Origin of the sequence: Streptococcus sanguinis (genome assembly GCF_019929145.1) — a bacterium.
Lineage (GTDB): Bacteria > Bacillota > Bacilli > Lactobacillales > Streptococcaceae > Streptococcus > Streptococcus sanguinis_U.
In genome coordinates, this window is sequence record NZ_JAHZOW010000001.1 from 501,629 (window position 1) to 523,384 (window position 21,756).

At 40.0% G+C, this 21,756-nt stretch carries 23 protein-coding genes and 1 pseudogene; 22 read left to right on the forward strand and 2 right to left on the reverse strand.

Going from position 1 to position 21,756, the window contains the following annotated elements; all coding sequences use genetic code 11:
- Nucleotides 1–113 precede the first annotated feature (113 nt).
- The 20 genes and pseudogenes from K1I94_RS02495 to K1I94_RS02590 all read left to right on the forward strand — a co-directional run bounded on the left by K1I94_RS02495 (nt 114) and on the right by K1I94_RS02590 (nt 17,989).
- Nucleotides 114–545, forward strand: coding sequence for a hypothetical protein (locus tag K1I94_RS02495; RefSeq protein WP_223314300.1), 432 nt, complete (start codon nt 114–116; stop codon nt 543–545).
- A complete protein-coding gene (locus K1I94_RS02500; RefSeq protein ID WP_223314301.1) occupies nt 546–881 on the forward strand; it encodes a hypothetical protein in 336 nt (111 codons plus the stop codon).
- Nucleotides 878–1,570, forward strand: coding sequence for a DUF5081 family protein (locus K1I94_RS02505; protein ID WP_223314302.1), 693 nt, complete (start codon nt 878–880; stop codon nt 1,568–1,570). Before K1I94_RS02500 ends, K1I94_RS02505 begins: the two co-directional genes overlap by 4 nt.
- On the forward strand, nt 1,546–2,025 hold the full coding sequence (locus K1I94_RS02510; RefSeq protein WP_223314303.1) for a hypothetical protein: 480 nt from the start codon (nt 1,546–1,548) through the stop codon (nt 2,023–2,025). Before K1I94_RS02505 ends, K1I94_RS02510 begins: the two co-directional genes overlap by 25 nt.
- Nucleotides 2,022–4,169 carry a hypothetical protein gene (locus K1I94_RS02515; protein WP_223314304.1) on the forward strand — a complete coding sequence of 716 codons (2,148 nt, stop codon included), beginning with the start codon at nt 2,022–2,024 and terminating at the stop codon, nt 4,167–4,169. Before K1I94_RS02510 ends, K1I94_RS02515 begins: the two co-directional genes overlap by 4 nt.
- Nucleotides 4,170–4,182: 13 nt before the next feature.
- Nucleotides 4,183–4,665: an Imm6 family immunity protein gene (locus K1I94_RS02520; protein ID WP_223312998.1), complete on the forward strand. Its 483-nt coding sequence runs from the start codon at nt 4,183–4,185 to the stop codon at nt 4,663–4,665.
- Nucleotides 4,666–4,675: 10 nt separating this feature from the next.
- Complete coding sequence (locus K1I94_RS02525; RefSeq protein ID WP_223312997.1) at nt 4,676–5,161, forward strand: Imm6 family immunity protein; 486 nt, start codon at nt 4,676–4,678, stop codon at nt 5,159–5,161.
- A 289-nt stretch (nt 5,162–5,450) separates the two neighbouring features.
- Nucleotides 5,451–5,927 carry a hypothetical protein gene (locus K1I94_RS02530; RefSeq protein ID WP_223312996.1) on the forward strand — a complete coding sequence of 159 codons (477 nt, stop codon included), beginning with the start codon at nt 5,451–5,453 and terminating at the stop codon, nt 5,925–5,927.
- 13 nt (nt 5,928–5,940) lie between these two features.
- Nucleotides 5,941–6,474 (forward strand): T6SS immunity protein Tdi1 domain-containing protein, encoded by a 534-nt coding sequence (locus K1I94_RS02535; RefSeq protein WP_223314305.1) that lies wholly within the window; start codon nt 5,941–5,943, stop codon nt 6,472–6,474.
- A 118-nt stretch (nt 6,475–6,592) separates the two neighbouring features.
- Nucleotides 6,593–7,198, forward strand: a pseudogene (locus tag K1I94_RS02540) (nitroreductase family protein).
- Nucleotides 7,199–7,267: 69 nt separating this feature from the next.
- On the forward strand, nt 7,268–8,674 hold the full coding sequence (gene pepV / locus K1I94_RS02545; RefSeq protein WP_223314306.1) for a dipeptidase PepV: 1,407 nt from the start codon (nt 7,268–7,270) through the stop codon (nt 8,672–8,674).
- A 53-nt stretch (nt 8,675–8,727) separates the two neighbouring features.
- Nucleotides 8,728–9,312 (forward strand): uracil-DNA glycosylase family protein, encoded by a 585-nt coding sequence (locus K1I94_RS02550; protein WP_002897466.1) that lies wholly within the window; start codon nt 8,728–8,730, stop codon nt 9,310–9,312.
- Nucleotides 9,313–9,323: 11 nt separating this feature from the next.
- Nucleotides 9,324–9,812: a prolyl-tRNA synthetase associated domain-containing protein gene (locus K1I94_RS02555; RefSeq protein WP_223314307.1), complete on the forward strand. Its 489-nt coding sequence runs from the start codon at nt 9,324–9,326 to the stop codon at nt 9,810–9,812.
- A 275-nt stretch (nt 9,813–10,087) separates the two neighbouring features.
- Nucleotides 10,088–11,050, forward strand: a complete 963-nt coding sequence (locus K1I94_RS02560; RefSeq protein ID WP_223314308.1) for a zinc-binding alcohol dehydrogenase family protein — start codon at nt 10,088–10,090, stop codon at nt 11,048–11,050.
- Entirely contained in the window at nt 11,043–11,357 is a 315-nt protein-coding gene (locus K1I94_RS02565; protein ID WP_223314309.1) for a rhodanese-like domain-containing protein, read from the forward strand. Before K1I94_RS02560 ends, K1I94_RS02565 begins: the two co-directional genes overlap by 8 nt.
- 98 nt (nt 11,358–11,455) lie before the next feature.
- The gene (locus K1I94_RS02570) at nt 11,456–12,493 is read left to right on the forward strand and encodes a DUF6574 domain-containing protein (protein ID WP_223314310.1); all 1,038 of its coding nucleotides are present in this window, start codon (nt 11,456–11,458) and stop codon (nt 12,491–12,493) included.
- A gap of 15 nt (nt 12,494–12,508) precedes the next feature.
- On the forward strand, nt 12,509–14,239 hold the full coding sequence (locus K1I94_RS02575) for a TcaA second domain-containing protein (protein WP_002912591.1): 1,731 nt from the start codon (nt 12,509–12,511) through the stop codon (nt 14,237–14,239).
- A gap of 4 nt (nt 14,240–14,243) precedes the next feature.
- Nucleotides 14,244–15,038, forward strand: coding sequence for an LD-carboxypeptidase LdcB/DacB (ldcB, locus tag K1I94_RS02580; RefSeq protein ID WP_373276228.1), 795 nt, complete (start codon nt 14,244–14,246; stop codon nt 15,036–15,038).
- A gap of 29 nt (nt 15,039–15,067) precedes the next feature.
- Nucleotides 15,068–15,358 (forward strand): cupin domain-containing protein, encoded by a 291-nt coding sequence (locus tag K1I94_RS02585; RefSeq protein WP_002906439.1) that lies wholly within the window; start codon nt 15,068–15,070, stop codon nt 15,356–15,358.
- 702 nt (nt 15,359–16,060) lie between these two features.
- Entirely contained in the window at nt 16,061–17,989 is a 1,929-nt protein-coding gene (locus K1I94_RS02590; protein ID WP_223314311.1) for a CAP domain-containing protein, read from the forward strand.
- A gap of 209 nt (nt 17,990–18,198) precedes the next feature.
- On the opposite strand, the gene K1I94_RS02595 is transcribed toward K1I94_RS02590, so the two are convergent.
- Together K1I94_RS02595 and K1I94_RS02600 are read right to left on the reverse strand one after the other, a co-directional pair.
- Nucleotides 18,199–18,441, reverse strand: a complete 243-nt coding sequence (locus tag K1I94_RS02595) for a type B 50S ribosomal protein L31 (RefSeq protein WP_002895374.1) — start codon at nt 18,439–18,441, stop codon at nt 18,199–18,201.
- Between the two features lie 107 nt (nt 18,442–18,548).
- Nucleotides 18,549–19,484 (reverse strand): DHH family phosphoesterase, encoded by a 936-nt coding sequence (locus K1I94_RS02600; RefSeq protein ID WP_223314312.1) that lies wholly within the window; start codon nt 19,482–19,484, stop codon nt 18,549–18,551.
- Between the two features lie 105 nt (nt 19,485–19,589).
- Between K1I94_RS02600 and K1I94_RS02605 the strand changes: the two genes are divergently transcribed.
- Both K1I94_RS02605 and sufB read left to right on the forward strand, forming a co-directional pair.
- Complete coding sequence (locus tag K1I94_RS02605) at nt 19,590–20,030, forward strand: flavodoxin (RefSeq protein ID WP_002915076.1); 441 nt, start codon at nt 19,590–19,592, stop codon at nt 20,028–20,030.
- Between the two features lie 124 nt (nt 20,031–20,154).
- Nucleotides 20,155–21,537: a Fe-S cluster assembly protein SufB gene (gene sufB, locus K1I94_RS02610; protein ID WP_004186747.1), complete on the forward strand. Its 1,383-nt coding sequence runs from the start codon at nt 20,155–20,157 to the stop codon at nt 21,535–21,537.
- The last annotated feature ends 219 nt before the right edge of the window (nt 21,538–21,756 follow it).

Sequence of the window (21,756 nt, forward strand, 5' to 3'; positions counted from 1 at the left end):
ATTAAGTGATTAGAAAATGAAACAATATATCTGGTATAAAAAAACTGCTAAAAGTGTAAAAGGAATAATAATTATGGTAAACTAGAAGCAGTAAAAGAAATGCGAGGTGCGAAATGACAAGTGATGCAGAATTAAGAGGTCAGTATGATAGTGTCAAAGCGGATTTAAAACGCTACCGTCAGGTACGGGACGGAATTTCCAGGCACCAGCTAGACCACAGACGTTCTACTTCAGATATGGAAGATTATATCGACTATGTAGAGAGCATTGTCGATATCATTGATGGAGAGAGTGGGTATTTCTACTTGGAATCAGCTTCTAGTAAATTAAAAAAACATAAGCAGGTCTTGCAGGACTATGTAGACTTTGTGCGAAATTCCAATTCTTCCTTTATGGAACTTTATAGTGATGTGGTGGCCAAGATTAGCGCTTTAGAATCTCAGCTAGAAAGTATTAAAACAGAGTACAATAAAGGCAAGAAGCACTTCAATAGACTTGGATTGGATGAGAATCCGCTTGATTTTTTTGGGGGAGGCATCTTTTAAATGGATACAAATATCAACAGCATTCAGGATCGATTTTCCCACGATACAATTCGTTATGACGATGGAGAACTGAAAGATCTGATTTCCCATCTTAAGCAGGTTCATGATTTAATTAATACAACCATCCCTTCTCAAGTCAAGGCATTGGCTCAGAAAGACTCGCTTTGGTCTGGTGAGACTAAGGAGCAGTATCTGGGGCTTAAGGACTTCATTGACCAATATCAGGCAGACTTTTCTGAAGCAGTAGGAAAGATCCATGAGGCCGTAGATGGTTTAGAAACTCTTTTTTACCACATAAATGATGCGCAAGTACTGAAGGATATAGAAAGCAAATGATATTTACACTAGAATCTTTATATGCTCTGCATATGCTGAATTACGATGGTTATTCTGAAGATTTATTTCTGCTTCCTCTTCCAGAGGTTGCAAGTGAGGAGAAAACTGCTCAACTAAAGGAGATAATAGAGCAGGGATTTTCTGATCTCCAGGCTATGGGTCTGATTGATGAAAATAATGAGCCGACAACGGCTTGTTTGGCCAAAGGTACCTATCTTCAAAAGTACCAAGAAGCTTATTCTCACTGCGAGGTTGACGATCAATATTACTGTGCTCAGCTAGTAGACTCTAATCGCTGGTACCATATCGTCATTGAAACAGTAGACGAAAATGCCTATAGGATAGATCGCATACATAGTTTCCAATTCCTTGGAATGACGATTCAAAGCCACCCTTTCTTGAGTCAGATACCAGAACGAGAGATTAATCCAGCAGCGCCAGATTGGAAATCCTATTCTGAGGAGAGACTAATCATCTACTATGGGAAAGCCCCTGCTTTGAGAGTTACTTCCTATTCGGGTCAAAGCAGGTCTAAAGACTACCTATATCTAAATGCGCCTTCGGCTCTCTATCAGTATGATATTCAGGAGCAGCGAATCCGCTCCATCAGCACTGATAACATGAAGAAAGAAATCATCGACCAGTTGAAAGTGAGGATACAACCATGCCCAAAATTAGTATTTCCTTAACAGAACAGGAGGAATTACTCTTAGCATCCCGTGAGCTAGCAACAAGCTCTAGCCAGCTAACAACTCAATTGCAAGGTCTGATTGATAAAATTCCTGCTGTATGTAAAGAAGGATCTCTCCAATCTCGTCTGGGTGAACTTCCGCTCAATCATTTCACCGCAAAAGCACAGACTTTTCAGGCATTAACAGAGCTTCTTTTCTATCATATTCAGGCAACCTACCGAGGCTTTATTGATACAGATAAACTTTTAGCTGCTGATATTGTAAATGCAGCCTTGGTGGATCCCAACTTAGATGCCGAAACTCGTCAGGCCTTAGAGCAAGATCCTCAGAAAGCTTTCGAGCTGACTCGTGATGGCTTGAAGAAAGATCAGGCGGCGCCAGACTATAAGGGACCTAAGTCAGAGGAAGCCATACTTTATAGCGGTCAGACATCTCAGGGAGGTGCTTCATGACAGAGTACTATACTAATAAAAGCGACTTTGAGCAGGGGAAACGTCTTGGCTGGTTTGAGGATAATGTCAGTCAGGTCAAGGACTTGCTCAAGGATATTTCGGAGACCGCTGAGATTGTCAAGAGTAACGATCTGTCCCACCTTTACATTGCCAAAGGAGGTGCGACCCTAGGCAAGGACATGCCAGAGAAGACCTTTGTTGATTCCGAGCACACTGTTTTGGATGTAATGGAGGAGATGAAGCGGGTGCATCGGGAGATTGTCCAAAACATTGAGAATAAGTACATAAGTGGCTTGGAAGATGCAATGGAGGCTCTGAATAAGATCAATGAAGGGAAGAATAAATATAAGTCTGAGCATTTAACTTATGAGGAAACATACACCTATCAGACAACTTATCAGACAGGCTATGGCATACAGACAGCTAAGGGCAAACGTAAAGCCTATTACAGCCTGTCCGATATCTTGAACAGCGATAAGAGCCCTATCTCATCTGCTGCAGCTAAATATCAGGATAAGCTCAAGGTTGCCAAAGAAAACCTTGCAAAGCTGGAAGCGGAAGACAAGGAGACCTATGATAAAATCAAAGACCTGTCTGAGAAAGAGCTAGTGGAGACCTTCTTCCCAACAGAACTAGGTGAATACAAACGTCTTAAATCTACTTGGTCAAAAGATAATGAATGGTGGCTGGGTTGGGTGGATATAGGCGTCAAGGTCGTTGGGACAGCAGCCTTGGTTGTCGGAACATTCGCATCTGGTGGAACTTTAGCTCCAGTAGCTTTGGCTTTAGGGACAACACTTCTAGGTGGAGAAGCAGCTTATCGCGCTATCTCCGGAGAAACCATTACAGGCGATGTCCTAACGAATGAGCAGAGAATATGGGCTGGTGCAGAAGCAGTTACTACTCTTGTATCGGGCGGTCTTGGTTCCTACCTGAAGGGAGCCAGTATTGCAGAGCGAACAGTCTCCCAAGGTGTGCTCAATGCGGATAAGGTTGCCCGTTTTGGAGCTAATGCCTACGATGTTGCCCAGTTTGGCCATGACTTTATCGAAGATCCGCAAATGGCTCTAACCAACTTAGCAACCAGTCAGTTAATCGGTAGAACGGTAGGGCATCTTGGCCAGCGCTTTCAGGCTTATCGAGCTAGTAAAGCAGCGGATGTTAATCTGGGAAGTGGAAAGGCAGCTTCCTATAAAGGTAGCATCCAGGAACGCTTGAGCAATACTTGGACAGATGTCAAGACTAAGGCGGGAAATGTCCGAGCCCAAGCTAGCCAGAGTTGGGATGATTTCAAAACGAAGGCGAATAATACGAAAAATCGAGCCTTGGCTTCTGGAGCGGAGAAGGTATCTGAAAAGCTTGATAATCTCAATGCAGCGTGGGGAGCTCAAAAGCAAAACTTCCAGAGGAATCTGGCAGCTATGCAAGGAAATCTTGCGCCTGAGTTTCAGTTGGCAGGAGGTGCACCTGGCATTGGAGTCAACCCTAACTTCTCTGAAAGTATGGAAAACCTATCTCAAAAGATCCAGCAGTTTTCTGTCAAGCGCAGACAACAGATTCAGGATTTTGAGGGTGTTGGAGGAAGCAGTAAAGTTAGCACACCACATAGTGATGCTAGCAGTTTAGAAAACTCTAATTGGGGTTCTGATGCACTATCTGATTTACGTAAAAAATGGAATGTGCCTGAGACAGATACAATTGCAGTTGGGAAGACAGATATACCTGGACTTGAGGATAGAGTATTTGAGGGAGGATCTCCTAAAGTTCGAAAAGAAGCTGGCTTACCTGATTTAGATGATGCATTTCCAGATAGAGAGGTGAGAAGCTCAGGTAAGATTTCTTCAGCTACTAGACATGCTGAGGAGAATGTTGCAAATAATTTTATTGAGGCTATAAAAGAAGCAGAGTTAAATGCTGAAGATGTAACTGGGACACTTAAAATTCACCAGTCAAACCCTAAAGGTGTATGCCCAACTTGTTTAAGTGGTCTAGGAAATCCTGCAAAACCTTCTGGGGTTATTAAACAGTTGAGTGAAATGTTTCCAAAGCTTAGAATTGAAGTGACTTCAGAAATAGTTGAGGGAGTCAAAGTAAATGGACGGTTACAATTTGTAGTTGAGAATGGTCTGTATGTCGTAGATTAGAAAGGAAATAGAAATGGAATTAAGTCTTAATCTTTTACATTTTATGCAAAAATTAACGGATTCTCTAGAAAGGTATATAAAAAACCTAGACTATAAGGAATATGTACATAAAACATTAGAACTCACAAGTAAATCTATTGATAGAATTAGTGAGTCTGATCCAGACTTATTGTATAGTAGATTGGAAAACATTGATGAGGAAGATATTTTAACTTATTTTGAGTTAGATAAAGAGACCAATCCTGCTATTTGGAGTTGCATCGCGAATTTCCTTGCTTTAGTTAGTTACTACTCTTATGAAACTACTGGTGAAAAATATTTTCCTGAGACCATTGAGAGTGTGGATGAAGAAACACTAGAAGATTATTTTGATAATTATAAAAACCTAATCAATTCGTATAAAGAATTATCAAAATTGAACAACTCACTCCAGGATGAGAAGTATTTAAAAGATAAAGTTGTTGCCCATTATTTTAAATTTCTTTTCGAAGGATAAAGATAAGGATATGAGAGTAGTTGAACTTTGCTTTATGCTAACTTATTCAGAGGCAATTTTTGCTCAAATAAAAACACAATATAAAACTCAAATTCGAACTGCTTTAGATGAATGTTGGAGTTTTTTAGAAAACAAAAATAAGTCAGGTAAAGATCTTTATATTCTGTTAGATGATGGAACTGATTTTAATGGAATTTTTATCTACATGCAGTTAGATAATGATGAATCTAATATTCCTTTATGGGATAATATCAGCTATGCGATAGGTGCAACTGCTAAGGAGGCGTACTTATTTGAACAACAAACACAGTTACCTTCCGCCTTGGAAAATATAGATTCAAATTTATTAGACATATTTATTGAAAATTTAGAAGAAATAAACTCAAATTTATATAAATATGTTGGAGAGATAAAAGAATTTGTGGGGAATAATCACTCGTTTTCAAAAATTGCTGCTCTCAACGAATTGGGGAAATTGGGACTAATTGAATTGTAATGTGTCTTTTAAATATTTTGGAAATGATAATAATTTGTTAAGAAGAAATTGCTGAATTTGCAAGTCGTGAGCAAATGATTGTTAAGTTAGAGTTGGTAGATAGCTTTTTTAAAGCATGATGAATATAATTGATATACATAAAACGAAACCATCCAATTCAAATGGATGGTTTTCTCATTTTTCAAAAGTTTTTGTTATACTAGATTTCTATTGATTACACAATTATCTGGTTGTGATATAATATGTCCAAAGTACACCCTAGAATTACAATTTACTGAGGAATAAATAGATGAAATTAGATACTAGAGCTGAACAAGCTTTGCAAAATATAAATTTTGTAGAGAGATATGAAGCATTGTCCAATAAATTTAGTAGGGGTAGAACTCCTAAAGAGAAAGCTTTAGATTATTATGATGGTGATTTTTTAATGGAAATAATCAATTCATTCGGTTATGAAGTGAAATTTAATAAGAAAGAGTATTTTTTCTCGTTAAAAAAGGAAAAAAATGGTCAATATGAATTCGGTTTTAAATTTTCTTTGGAATATGGAATGGTTGAATTGATTTGGGACTTAAAAGATTCAAACCAAAAAGTGTTGCTAGGAACTAATTTGTTTACAATTATAAGATTACTAACTTCACCGGAAAATAAGATAATGGATCCCATTATTTCCGATTATGTAGATTTTCGGGATGTCATGAAAATCGCTTTTGAAATGTATGAAGATTTTAAGCAAGCATTTTTGAAGATTGCTGCGGAAGATTAATTTTTTAGAAGAGATGTTAAAAAATATTATTAAAGGGGCGGTCATGCCCCAAGAAATCATTGAGAAGTATAAGAATCAAGTTCCAGCAGAACTAGTTCAAATATGGAGAGAAGATGGTCTGGGGACTTTTTTAGACGGTTTCCTAAAGGTGATTAATCCAGATGTGTATCTTGAACTGGTTAGGGAGACATATTTCAGAGGGGATATTTCCATTCCAATTTTTGTGACAGGTTTTGGCGACATCATAACTTGGGAAGAAAACAAATATGTGGGAATTATTAAATACAAAAATGGCAGTTTTAATATCATGATAAAAAACTTTACTCATTTTTTGAAATTTATAGATAGTAATCATATTACAAAACATTTTGATCTACCGCTTTATCATGAAGCGATAGAGAAATATGGTCCTCTTGATTATTCCCAATGTTTTGGTTTTGTTCCTCTATTAGCTTTAGGTGGCTTTAAAGATGTAAAACATTTAAATAGGGTAAAGATTTATGAACATATTCTATTGATTGCTCAATTGGCTGGTAATATTGGTTGATATTTTGAAAATTGAGCTTATTTGCGAAGGAATGAAAAACTCCTCTGTGAAAAACTTCTGCAAACTCTTACAAAATATGATAAAATGAAGCTAGTATATTTAGAAAAGGATGCGACTTATGAAATTTCTAGAACTCAATAAAAAGCGTCATGCGACCAAGCATTTCAATGACAAACCTGTGGATCCAAAGGATGTTCGCACAGCGATTGAGATTGCAACTTTGGCACCAAGTGCTCACAATAGTCAGCCGTGGAAGTTTGTAGTAGTACGATAGCGCAATCAGGCTCTAGCAGAGACAGCTTTCGGTGGAAATGTGGACCAGATTAAGGAAGCTCCAGTGACCATTGCCCTCTTTACAGATACAGATTTGAGCAAGCGGGCTCGCAAGATTGCGCGTGTAGCTGGAGTTAAGAATTTCTCTGACGAGCAGCTCCAATTCTACATGCAGAATCTGCCTGCTGAGTTTGCTCGCTATAGTGAGCAGCAAAAGAGCGATTATTTATCTCTCAATGCTGGTCTGGTGGCCATGAATCTTGTTCTGGCTCTGACTGACCAAGGTATCGGCTCTAACTTTATCTTAGGTTTCGATAAATCTAAGGTTAATGAGGTTTTGGAAATTGATGAACGTTTCCGTCCGGAACTCTTGATTACGGTTGGTTATACTGATGAAAAACTAGAACCTAGTTATCGTTTGCCGGTTGATGAAATCATTGAGAAACGTTGATATAATTGCATTTGTGATTTAATTCGTAACAATATCGATTTAAATCGAATTATAGATTGAGGTAATATAATGGCAATTGATTTTAAAGCAGAAGTTGAAAAACGAAGAGAAGCTCTCTTAGCTGACTTGTTCAGTCTTTTAGAAATCAACTCAGAACGGGACGATTCCAAGGCAGACAAGGAACATCCTTTTGGACCTGGTCCTGTTCAAGCTCTGCATAAGTTTTTAGAAATCGCTGAACGCGATGGTTATGAAACCAAGAACGTTGACAATTATGCTGGCCACTTTACTTTTGGTGAGGGTGAGGAAGAATTGGGAATCTTTGCCCACATGGATGTGGTTCCTGCTGGAAGTGGTTGGAATACAGATCCTTACAAACCTGAAATTATTGATGGTAAGCTTTATGCGCGTGGTTCGTCTGATGATAAAGGGCCAACCATGGCTTGTTACTACGGTTTGAAAATCATCAAAGACTTGGGCTTGCCAGTATCTAAGCGTGTGCGCTTTGTGGTGGGGACAGACGAGGAATCCGGTTGGCAAGACATGGACTATTATTTCAAGCATGTTGGTTTGCCTGAGCCAGACTTTGGTTTCTCACCAGATGCGGAATTTCCAATCATTAATGGTGAAAAAGGGAATATCACAGAATATCTCCACTTTGGTAACAGTAATGATGGCAGCTTTAAACTCAAGAGCTTCACTGGTGGACTTCGTGAGAATATGGTGCCAGAATCAGCGACAGCCATTTTTACAGCGCCAATTGATGCAGCGGAATTGGATGTCAAATTACAAGACTTTGCTTCTGCCCACAAGGTTTCAGCTAGTCTGAAAGAAAATGGCGACGCTCTTGAAGTGACAGTCATTGGGAAATCAGCTCATGGTTCTACACCAGAGGACGGTATCAACGGAGCAACCTATCTAGCTCTCTTCCTTAACCAATTTGACTTTGGTGGTGACGCCAAAGCTTATCTGGAAGTTGCAGCTCAAGTTCTGCACGAGGACTTTGCAGGTGAGAAGTTAGGAATTGCTTATACAGATGCTAAAATGGGTGCTCTCAGCATGAATGCTGGTGTTTTCCATTTTGACAGTGACAAGGCTGACAATACCATTGCTCTGAACATCCGTTACCCTCAAGGTACTGATCCGAAAACAATTCAGGCCGGTCTTGAAAAAGTCACTGGTGTTGTATCAGTGAGCTTGTCTGAACATGGACATACTCCGCACTATGTCCCAGCAGATGATGAGTTGGTAGCAACTCTTTTGAGTGTTTACGAAAAACAAACAGGTCTCAAAGGACACGAGCAAGTCATTGGTGGTGGAACTTTTGGCCGTCTTTTGAAGCGCGGTGTGGCTTTTGGGGCTATGTTCCCAGATTATGTCAACACTATGCACCAAGCCAATGAATTTACAGATGTAGAAGACCTATTCCGTGCTGCGGCCATTTATGCGGAGGCTATCTACGAATTAATCAAATAAAAAAGAAGAACTCGTTTGGTCTTGCCAAATGAGTTTCTTTGCAAGGAGCTGCCATGCATACATTAGAAGATATTACTAAGGCCATCATGGCCGACCCAGAAAATCAAGAATTTACAAAGCAGGGAATCAAGCCGCTCTTTGCGGCACCAAAGAATGCTCGGATTAACATTGTTGGTCAAGCGCCGGGGCTGAAAACTCAAGAGGCAGGGCTTTACTGGAAAGATAAGAGCGGTGACCGGCTGAGAACATGGCTTGGTGTTGATGAAGACACGTTTTATAATTCTGGCTACTTTGCGGTTTTACCCATGGATTTTTATTTTCCGGGACATGGGAAGTCTGGAGATTTACCACCTCGTAAGGACTTTGCGGACAAATGGCATCAGCCGATTTTAGAGCTTTTGCCAGATATTGAGCTGACCATTTTGATTGGTCAGTATGCACAGAAATACTATCTGCATCAAAAAGGAAATATCAAGCTGACCGAGACAGTTCAGCATTATCAAGACTATCTGCCTGATTTTTTCCCTTTGGTACACCCATCGCCCCGCAACCAAATCTGGATGGCTAAAAATCCTTGGTTTGCAGAGCAGGTTGTGCCAGACCTGCAAGCATTGGTACAAAAGATTATTCATCAATAAAGGAAAAAACTATGGATGCTTATCAACAAGTAGCTAATAAGTTGCAAGAGTTGGGGATCACCTTTGATGTGGTAGAGCACCCACCTGCATTTACGACAGAGCAGGCAGATAGCTATATTGAAGGCATGGAAGGAGTCCGGACTAAGTCCATGTTTTTGACCAACAGGAAGAAAACTCAGTATTATCTTCTAATTATGGATGACAAGAAGAGTTTGGATATGAATTTGTTTAAAGAGCTGGTTTCAGCCAACCGAATTCGTATGGCTTCATTGGACTCCTTGGCTGAAAAAATGAGCCTATCAGCAGGAACGGTTTCACCTTTTGGTCTGCTCAACAATGAGGAAAGAGATATTCAAGTTTATTTTGATAAAGAGATTATTGACGAAGAACGCATGACTTTCCATCCTAATACCAATGAAAAGACTATCTTTATCTCTACAACAGATTTGTTTAAATTCTTGCAAGATTTGGGCTACTCTTACCAAGTTCTGGAGCTTTAGTAAGCTGTTTTGCTGAGTTAGAGGAGTGCTATCTAGCTTCTCTTTCGGGTGATTAAACCTAGCGGATTGCTATCACTCGTTTGCTAGCGTCTTTGTACCTCTATCTTGATTTTGGATGAAGGACATATCCAGCAACGTGCTTCCCCTCAGGAGATTCTCCAACAGCCGGCTGATGATTTTGTCAAAGAACTATTAGATCTTGCTGGAGTAGCTGACTGATTTTTTGGAAAGTCTAAGCTTAGAATGCTAAACTTTGTAGAAAGCGAGGTGATTCTATGGAAACGATGAAGGCTATAGTCATTTACGAAGCGGGTGGGCCAGAAAAGCTTCTGCTGGAAGAAAGACCGATTCCAGAACTTCAAGAAGGCTGGACCTTGGTCAAGGTCAGAGGGTTTGGGATTAACCGTTCGGAGATTTTTACTCGTGAGGGTTTATCGCCTAGTGTCGCCTTTCCTCGGATTTTAGGCATTGAGTGCGTTGGCCAAGTGGCCGAGACGACTCGGTCTGATTTAGAAATTGGTCAGAAAGTGGTTTCCATCATGGGAGAAATGGGGCGATCTTTTGATGGTTCTTATGCTGAGTATGTCCTCCTGCCTAACGACCAAATTTATACGGTCGAGACCAACCTGACCTGGACAGAGTTGGCAGCAGTACCAGAGACCTATTATACTGCTTTAGGCTCTATGAAAAATCTGCGCATTGAGCCCAATGACAAGATTTTGGTTCGGGCTGCCACTAGCGGTGTCGGTTTGGCCTTTGCTCGTCTGGTCAAGGCACAGTTTCCAGACACACATATCGTGGGCTCGGTCAATAGCGGTTCCAAACAGTTTCTACTCAAGCACCAAGCCTACGACGATATCATTATAGACCAGGATGGCCGACTGGAAACAGAGGAGAAGTTTGATAAAATTCTGGAGTTGGTCGGTCCGGCAACTGTCAAGGATTCTTTTAACCATATCGCAGAGGGCGGGATTATCTGTGTGACTGGCCTCTTGGGTGGCCAGTGGGAGCTGAATGGTTTCAACCCAATTGAGGAAATTAAAAATAACAGTTTTCTAACAAGTTTTCACTCAGCTCATGTGAGCCAAGATTTGATGGATGAATTATTTGACTACATTGACCGCTATCAGGTCAATGTTACACCAAGGCGTGTCTTTTCCCTAGAGCAAGTGCCCAAAGCTCATGCTTTTATAGAGGGAACAGCAGGTTTTGGAAAAATCGTGATTATGAATGAATAGGAGAAAAATGATGCATAAAATTAGTGCGAAAGATTTATATGACAAATTGCAGCTAGAAGAACTGCAGTTGATTGATGTTCGCGAGGTGGACGAATTTACAGCTGGACATGTCTCTGGAGCTCAGAATCTGCCTCTCAGCAGCTTGGCGGAGAATTATGGACAATTGGATAAACAAATCCCTTACCATATCATCTGTCAAAAAGGCGGACGCTCAGCGCGCGCCTGCGAATTTTTGGAAGCTAAGGGTTACCAAGTAACCAATGTCGAAGGAGGAGTAGAAGCTTTTCCTGCTAAATTGACGATATGACAAGCGATGAAGAAGAGCAAATGCCGGAATAGATTGAATTTCCGGCCCTTTTTTTGTATACTATAGTAGTATAATAATTTATAGATAGGAGATATTTTATGTCAAAACAAGATTGGCTTGAATATTTTGAGGCCGTTAATGGACGCTCGGCTACAGAGGAAGAAATTGCCCAAGCATTGGCTGCCGGGGAATTTGTTGAAGCTGAACAGGTAAGTGCGGAGCAAGCCTCTAGTGAAGCTAGCCCGGCTTCATCAAGCTTTGAACAGCCGCAAAACTTCCAACAGCCTTTTGCTCAGCAGGCTTCTCAACAATATCAAGAAGTTCCTCAGCAACAAGCAAATCCAAATCAATTTGCAAATCAGGGACAAGCTTATCAGCAACAAGGATTTCAGCAAGCAAGTCCCTTTGCTGGACAGCCTCAGTCTTCTGGTCCGCAAGCTTATCAGAACAACCAGCAGCAAGGACAGTTCAATTCACAAATACCTCAACAAGGACCACAGGCTTATTACAGTCAGCAACCTCCTCAACCCAGCGAGTTTTCTAAAACAATGAAAGGTTTCTGGGCTTGGCTCGTTTCAGCTTGGAAATCACCGACATCTGAAGTTGAGAGCAGTAAGGTGAATGGTTACCTTTCTCTAGGTTTGACAGCGTTCTTTTTTGCTATTGTTGCAAACTACAATATTTTCAGTACCATTGGTATCATGAGTTTTGGTATGTATAATGGACCGACTTTTAATTTCAAAGTCTTCTTTGTTTCTCTGATAGCAGCGGCTCTCTTCCTTTTTTCTATTATTTTAGGTGGTTTTGTTGTGAAGCGTTTGGTCTACCAAGATAGAAGTTTTACCTTTAATAAGGCTTTTGATTGGTACGGCCGATTGTATGCTATTGTTCTTCCATTTATTGCTGTTTCTGCTCTGTTTGCTCTGTTGGGTGTTATTCATTTATCCCTGTTCTTCACATGGATTGGGCTTTTGTTGATTGGAGTTGGAGCTACCTTTGCTTTGATTTATTCCAAGACAAACAACTCTATGGATCCTTTTTATAAATATCTATTGGCCATTATTATCAATGGTGTGATTACAATTATCTTCTCTTTCATCGCTTTTTCTCTACTAGCTAGTATCGCAATGATGTAATATTGGAGGAGATTTATGGCAACAAAAGAAAAATGGGTTGATCTCTTTGAAAAAGTAATTGGTCGAAAACCAACTGCAAGTGAGTTCCAAGCCGGCAAACAATCTAACTTTGATCCAAAAATGATTAAGGAGATTGCAGGCGAAGCAGAGGAAGCGACCACAGATACTTCATCAGTAGAAAATACTACTGATGAAGCTTCTGATAATCAAGATATTGTTCAGGAGACACCTTCTGAAGATTCTGTCACAGAAGAATTGATTCAACCAACCTCCCAACATGAGAAGCAAGGCGCGTTTGAATCTAGCCAATATGAAGAACTTCGTAAGAATTGGCTGCAAGCTTTTGAAAATAATATTGGTCGAAAACCTACCAAAGAAGAATTTGCAGAAGCTAAGAGTCAAGGATTCTCTAACTTGCCTATTCGGTCTGAACTGCTCGACTCGCAATTACCACAGAAACCGGTAAAAAAGGCTAAAAAGAGAATATCAAAGAAGCAAGCAATCATGATTGGGGCTCCAACCGTTTTAGTTGCCGCTTTGATTGGAGTTTTCTTCTATTTAAACTCTATAACTGGAGTTAAAGTGGTCACAGACCATTTTGCAAAAGCCGTCTCTAGTAAAGACTTCGATGAAGTGGCAAGTCTTCTTTCTACTCAATCCGATAAGTGGACACGCGCGGAAGCAAGAGCTTTAGTTGAGCACCTAGAGAGCCAGGAGATTAATCTCGAAACTGAGCTCGATAACATTGTTGAGTCAAATGGCAAATCTGCTTATATTGATGACAACAATAATAAAATTTTAGGTGTTACTGAAAAGAGTAAGAAATTTGGTATTTTCCAGGAATATCAGATGGTTTCCTATCCAGTCAAAGTTAAAGTCAATACAAATTTGGATAATGCTACCATTAAACCTGGTGAGAAGAAAACTATTACTCTTAAGAAAAATACAGACACTGAATTGGGCGAATATCACTTTATCAAACAAGACTTTACACTCAAAGGTAAGACGGATGTTGGAGATGTAGAGAGTAAGGTTCAGCTTGATTTAGCTACAGCTAAGGACAATGAAATCAAACTGGATCTCAAGTCTGAAAAGAAACAGCTAAAAATTACTATGCCTTCTGAAACTTCAAAAGCAACAGATATTAAAATCGTTGTTAATGGTAAAGAAAGTGGTAGCAGTTTGACCCCTGAGTTGCAGCTTGTTCCTTATCAAGAACTTGAAATTTATGCTAAGTTTACTATCTCTGATACTACCTTTACTACCAATAAAGAGACAGTGATTGTGGAAGATGATACCACGAATGTGAAATTATCTCTTCCTAAGGAAGTGCTTTCTAAGATTAGAGAAAAGAACGAAGAAGCGAAAAAGGTTGAGGCTCAAAAAGCAAAAGTCTCTACTTTCCTTAATGACTACCGCAGTGCTGTTTTTAGCTCTGTTTCTAACAGGAGTAACAACTATTCTCAATACTACGATACCTCTAGTGCAGTATATCGAGAAATGGTTGAGTGGACCACTGGTGGTGGTGTTAAGAAAGCGAAAATTAACTATTATGAGCCAGGAGCTTTGGATATCCGTGAAATCAAGGAAGAAAATGGTTCCTATATCGTGACAACATATGAGGACTATACAGTCCACTATGTTGATAACACTCCAAATAGTGTAAATCGTAAAAATAAGACATATTACTTGAAACCTAGTGGGGATTCTTTTGTAATCTATAATCTTGAAGTTTCAGAAGGTTGATATTATGACAATGAAATACAGTAAACTGATTTTTCTTGCGGCATCTGTTCTTGTTCTAGGCGCGTGTTCGTCTGGTAAAGACACTACTGGAGATAGCTCTGATAAACAAGCGGCTAGCTCAACTAGTACAGTTAAGAAACAAGATGCGGAAAAAGATAAAAACTCTAGCCAAGATACGACAACATCTTCAGATAGCACTGATACTAAAAAGGAGCAAAATCACGAGGCCAAAACTCTTGATCAAAATGTTTCTTATAACGGTAGCTACTACAGTGTCAAAGGGAAATATGATGAGATTCTCGTTGTCAACAAACACTACCCTTTGTCTGCTTCCTATAACCCAGGTGAGAATGCGACTGCTAAAGCAGAATTGCTCAAACTGATTGCAGACATGCAGGCACAAGGCTATGCTATCAGCGACCAATACAGTGGTTTTCGCAGCTATGATACTCAGACCGAGCTCTATCAAAACTATGTCAATCAAGATGGCAAAGCCGCTGCGGATCGCTACTCTGCTCGACCAGGCTACAGCGAGCACCAGACTGGTTTGGCATTTGACTTGATTGACAAGAATGGCAATCTTGTACAGGAATCTGGAGCAAGTCAGTGGCTTCTAGATAACGCCTATAAGTACGGTTTTATCGTTCGCTATCTAGAGGGTAAGGAAGGTTCAACTGGCTATATGCCTGAAAGTTGGCATCTGCGCTATATTGGTCAAGAAGCTAAGGAAATTGCTCAATCAGGCAAATCTTTAGAAGAATATTTCGGCATTACTGGTGGAGGCTATGAAGATCAGTAGTCACATCATCCATTAGAAGGAGGAAGAAAATGAAATTTTTTGTTACCAATCCCAATAATGATTTTGCAGAAACACCTGTGCAAGAAGAAGGCAGAATCATCCATCACCTGCATCTTGCTAAAGGAAAAGAAGTGCCAGAGCACAGTGCTGATGCACTAGTAACAGTCGTTTGTTTATCAGGAAATGTAAGCTTTTCTGCTGGAGAACAAACTGTGCGGCTGGTGGCAGGTTCCTTTCTAACGATGGAGCCCAATGAGCCACACAGCTTGGTCGGGGAGGAAGATAGCCACCTCTTGGTTATCAAACAACTCAAATATTAATAAATTCAAAATACTAGAAGCTGGAATAAATGCTTCTAGTATTTTTTACTACTTTTGAACACTTATTCATTTCTGTAAATAAAAACCCATAAGAAAGGGATTCATAAACAGATTCTTTGATTCTTAAAACAAACTTAAGATAAGCTTAAAAAAGGCTTAAGATAAGCTTAAAATAAACTTAAATAAAAAATCGAAATGAGAGGGTGAGAAGTTTTTATAAATAAACAATAAAAATAATTTACACTGTGTAAACCAAATTATAAACATTTTTCTATTATTTTAGTTCGTTAAAAAGAAGTTTTTATAGATTTTTAAAGCTGAAAAACAGAAAAATAAACAAAAAGACGAACTATAAAAAAATACCCATGAAAATAATTTACACCTTGTTAACTAAAATGCTTGCATTCAAAAATTTCTTGTGCTATAATTCGTCTTGAGGGTGAGATATGCATAAAAAAGTATTTTCAAGCATATTGACTTCTTTGTTTCTAAATCAAATGTTATAAAAACATTTATGTGCAACCTTTAATCAGGTGGATTCACTAACTAGTGATTCGTTTTTTGCGTTTGATAATGATGGAGCAGTCAACTGTCAGCTGGCAGTATTTTCGTGAAAGTCTTTTTTATGAAGTTGTGCACAAAAAATAAATTCCCCCCACAAAAAAATAAAGTGATGTTGGTCACTTTGGAGGTTTAATTAATATGAACAATCGTTTCAGACTCTTATCAAGATCTGTTGTAGCGGCTGCGGCTATTATTCCAGCATTTGCTCTTGCGAATAATGCTCAGGCTCAAGATTATGGTTATAACTACTATCAACCAGGTTATAATTACTGGAATGGTGGTTACAACAATTATAACTATGGTTATAACAACTATAATTACCGTAACAACCGCAACTACCGTTACAACAATTACAACTATGGTTACAATAACTATAATTATGGCTATAACAACTATAACTACGGATATAACTACGGTTACAATGGCTATAATTACAACTATGGTTATAATAACTATTATCCAGGCTATAACAACTGGAATTATAACTATAGCAATAACTACGGATATAATGGTTGGAATAACTACAACAATCTGGCAAATGATGAGAACTATATTTACTGGAATGGTAACCATTACTACCGTATGACAGATGGTTCTTACCGTATCTATCGTGATGGTGAGTGGAAGCCACTGACAAATACTAACAATAACAGCACATCCAATAACAACCTGGAAAACGATCCACATTATCGTTATGAAAATGGTTATCATTACTATGTGTTGGATAATGGCGACTATTATTACTATCAAAATGGTAAGTGGGTATTTGTTAAGGATTCTACTGATAACTCTACTAATCCAACAACTCCAAGTCAGCCGGAAGAACCAAAACCAGAAGTTCCAACTCCGACTCCAGCGGAACCAGAACAACCAACGCCAGCTCCTACTGATAAACCAGATGAGCCTACTACACCAGCAGAACCAAAACCAGAGGTACCAAGTGTTGATTTGCCAGAAAATCCTCCAATTAACGGTGCAGAAGGTGATCTCAATCCATTTGCTCCGAAACCAGAGCAACCAGCAGAACCAAAACCTGAAACTCCAACAAGACCTGCTGTGCCAGAGACTCCTGGTTTGGTAACAACTGATAAACCAAGTGAATCTCAAATCCCGCCATATGTTGAAAAACCAGCAGAAGGTCTTGAACATTTGACATGGGCACCGAATGGACGAGCTCCAAAAATTATCTACCCAACTGGAAAACCAGGTGACAAGGCTCTTGAGTCAGATCCTAACTATTACTTCGATGGTTCTACCCATTATTACCGTATACCATCTGACTCAGAAGCAAATGGATACTCTCCATATTGGAAATGGTTTGGTGACAAATGGAAACTTCAAGGTATGACTGATCCAAACGATCCAGCTCTTGATCCAAAACTTCACGAAAACACTGCAGATGATGAATACATGTACAGTGATAAAGACTCTAGCGTGAAATTGTACTCAACTAACCTAGTGACAACGGCTAAAGCTGGTCAGCCGCTGCCATTCAAGAACGTTGAAGAGTTCAAGAACTACGTTATCGAAAAGATGAATCCTAAGTTCCTTGATAACGCAGGATGGGATGCCAAAGTTGAATGGGAAATCGAAGATCCAGAAATCTTTGAAAAAACCAAAGAAAACCCATATGCTAAGGATTATGTCTTGATTGCAAACCTTAAGAGTGGTGTTGAGGATAAGAAATACAGTGATGTAGAATTTGGTTATGTTAAGTTTGTTTACCGTGTTGAAGCAACAAACGATACAAACTATGACTATGTTTCAAAAGCTAAAGAAGCTTTCGCTAAAATCAATGAAGAGCGTAAAGCGCAAGGCTTGAAAGAGTTGACTTGGTCAGAAGACATTTATCAAAATCAAGCACTTCCAAAAGTAAATGAAATCTCACGTCAATATGATAGCTCAGGCTTTGTTGGACGTCGTGATGAAGATCCATCTGTTGTCGTTAAGAAATGGGCTAACAGCGGTCTGAGAGAATTGCTTCTTGATCCTAACGTAACTGAAGGGGCAGTAGCGACAGTTGTAGACGGAAATGGTGTTTACTACTGGGCTTACAGCTATAAATAATAAGGAATTGTATTCTTAAATATTTGTGCTCTTAATCTTTGGTTGCATATAAACCACACTCCAAAAGTTAGATTTTAATTGTCTGACTTTTGGAGTTTTTTTGTTGAATTAACTAGGAAGCAAAAGTGGCGGTTGTGGACAGATTTTAAAGTTTAAAAAGGCAAAAAGAAACTTTTGAGTACAAAAAAAGCACCGATTGGTGCTTATGATTATTTGAGACCGTATTTTTTGTTGAAACGATCCACACGTCCATCTGCTTGAGTGAACTTTTGACGTCCAGTGTAGAATGGGTGTGAGTCTGATGAAATTTCTACACGGATCAATGGGTAAGTTTCCCCTTCAAATTCAACTGTTTCGTTTGAACGCTTAGTTGAACCACTAAGAAACTGGTAGCCAGTAGAAGTGTCCATGAAGACAACTGGGCGGTATTCTGGATGAATATCTTTTCTCATTTTACAAAAATTTCCTTTCTGCCATGGTCTCTTTGCGAGCCATAGATTAGTTACTTTGATAGTTTATCAAATTCTGATTGATTTGACAAGACTTTTAGACTAATTTCTTACTTTTTTGCCAATTCTTTCATCTCGGTGTAGATTTGCTCTATTTCTTCTTTTGAAAATGCATTGGCTCCGCTAGCTAAGGGGTGTCCTCCGCCGTGATGATTTTTCGCAATACCATTGATAGGAATAACCTTGCTGCGCATGCGGACACGGTAGTGACCATCTGGCTGCTCAACAAAGATAGCCCACAGACCGACATCTTCAATTCGTCCAGGTGCCCCGACGATGGCTGCTGTATCAGCATCGGTCAGTTGATAGGCTTGTAAAACTTCCTGAGGCAGAATGACTCGCGCAGTCCCATTTTCATCTATTTCCAATTGCTCATATACATAGCCCTGCAGTTTAGCGACTTGGCGGCTGATAGAGTCCATTTTGCGAGACAAGGTTGATAAGTCGAAATCGTACTGGCGCAGCTTGGCAGCTACTTCGAATGTGCGGGCGCTAGTAGAAGGATAAAGGAAGCGGCCGGTGTCGCCAATGATACCAGCATAGAGGAGTTCAGCAGCTTCCTTGCTCAAGTCTAAGTTATTTTCAAAGGCAAAGAGAGCAATCATCTCACTGGCACTGCTGGAGCTTGTATCAACTAGAGAAATATCTCCGTAAACCTCATCATCAGGATGATGATCAATTTTGATGAGGAAATCGCCTGTCGTATAGCGTTGGTCATCAATGCGGGCTGTATTAGCAGTGTCACAGACGATGACTAAGGCCTCTTGGTATTCTTCATCTGTGACTTGGTCCATTTGTGCCAACCACATGAGATTGGGCTCATCGTAGCCTGTTACTTTTATTGTCTTTTCTGGGAAGTGGTACTGAAGCAGCTTTTGCAGTCCGACCTGACTACCAAGAGCATCAGGATCTGGCCGCATATGGCGGTGGATAATAATAGTATCGTATTCTTTGATCTTACTTAAAATATCATGATAAAGAGTCATAAATAACCTCGTCAACTTTCTTTACCCATTGTAGCATAAGAGTTTTTATTTTTAAAATAAAAAAGATATGATATAATGAGAGCAGATTAGAATTTGGAGGAAGATATGACCTTAGCGAAAATTGTATTTGCCAGCATGACTGGAAACACTGAGGAAATTGCTGATATTGTGGCGGATAAGCTAAGAGACCTGGATGTAGAAGTCGAAGTGGACGAGTGCACCACTGTCGATGCAGAAGATTTCTTGGAAGCAGATATTGCGATTGTAGCGACCTATACTTATGGTGATGGTGAGCTGCCGGATGAAATGATGGACTTCTACGAAGACTTGTCTGGTCTGGATTTGTCTGGCAAGGTCTACGGAGTGGTCGGTTCGGGCGATACTTTCTATGATGAATTCTGCAAGGCTGTCGATGACTTTGATGCTGCTTTTGCTGCTACAGGAGCAGTGAAGGGTGCAGAAAGCGTTAAAGTGGATCTATCTGCGGAAGATGATGATATTGCACGCTTGGAAGCTTTTGCGGAAGGCTTGGTTAATAAAGTTTAAAGTGATAAATAGAGGAAACGGCTGCGGCCGTTTTTATTTTGCGAAAGTGTTATTTTCTGACAATTCTCATGATTAGGAGTATAATATAGGTAAGCGCTATCCATCAGATAAAGGAGGACTTCCTATGAAAGAACGTGACTACGCTTTTGGTTTTCATGATGATGTCAAGCCGCTCTTTTCGACTGGTAAAGGGTTGACCGAAGAAGTTGTTCGAGAAATCTCAGAAATCAAGAATGAGCCCCAGTGGATGTTGGACTATCGTCTGCGCTCCTTGGAACTCTTTCATAAGCTGCCTATGCCCGACTTTGGCCCAGATTTGTCAGGGATTCGCTTTGATGATGTTATCTATTATCAGAAGCTAAGCGGAGATCGGGCTCGCAGTTGGGATGAGGTTCCAGAGGAGATTAAGAAAACCTTTGACCGCTTGGGAATTCCAGAAGCTGAGAAGCAGTTCCTATCTGGAGCTGTGGCTCAGTATGAATCTGAAGTGGTTTACCACAATATGAAGGAAGAGTTTGCCAAGCTGGGGATTATTTTCACCGATACGGATACGGCTGTCCAGGAATATCCGGACTTGGTCAAGCAGTATTTTGGTACTGTGATTTCAAATGCTGAGCATAAATTTTCTGCGCTTAATAGTGCAGTTTGGTCCGGCGGAACCTTTATCTATGTGCCCAAGAATGTCCAGTGTCAAGTTCCTGTTCAGACCTATTTTCGAATCAATGGTGAAAATGCCGGCCAGTTTGAGCGCTCCTTGATGATTATCGAGGAGGGCGGCTCTATCCAGTATATCGAGGGTTGTACAGCACCGACTTACACAAGCAATAGTCTTCATGCGGCAAATGTCGAAATCATTGTCAAAAAGGATGCCTTTTTCCGCTATACAACCATTCAAAACTGGTCGGACAATGTCTATAATCTTGTAACGGAGCGGGGAATTGTTGATGAAGGCGGCACCTTAGAGTGGATTGATGGGAACTTAGGCAGCAAGGTCAATATGAAATATCCTTGTAGCATCCTTAATGGCCGCAACGCAAGAACTTCTGTCCTCTCTATGTCCTTTGCCAACTATGGTCAGCACTTGGACGCGGGCTGCAAGGTCTTTCATAATGCTCCTAAGACATCCAGTACCTTAATTTCTAAATCAGTGGCCAAGGATGGTGGAAAGACAGACTATCGTGGTCAGGTCCGCTTTGGTAAGAATAGTGCTGGTTCCAAATCTCATATCGAGTGCGATACCATTCTCATGGATGGTGAATCCAGTTCTGACACCATTCCTTTTAATGAAATCCATAATTCAAATGTCGCGCTAGAGCATGAAGCCAAGGTTTCCAAAGTATCTGAGGACCAGCTCTACTACCTAATGAGCCGAGGAATAAGCGAAGAAGAAGCCACAGCTATGATTATCAACGGATTTATGGAACCCATTACCAGAGAACTTCCAATGGAATACGCCGTCGAACTCAACCAACTCATTAATATGAGCATGGAAGGCTCAGTTGGCTAAAACAGTCCAGAGGACTGTTTTAGGTTGCAGATAAAAACTCGCTTTTGCGAGTTCCCTTTAATCTAAGGTCCAGTGGACATTTTTAATCTGCGGATAAAAACTCGCCTTTGCGAGTTCTCCTTAATCCAAGGTTCGGGGGACTGTTTTAGGTTGCAGATAAAGACTCGCCCTTGCGAGTTCCCTTTAATCTAAGGTCCAGTGGACTTTTTTATTTAGAAT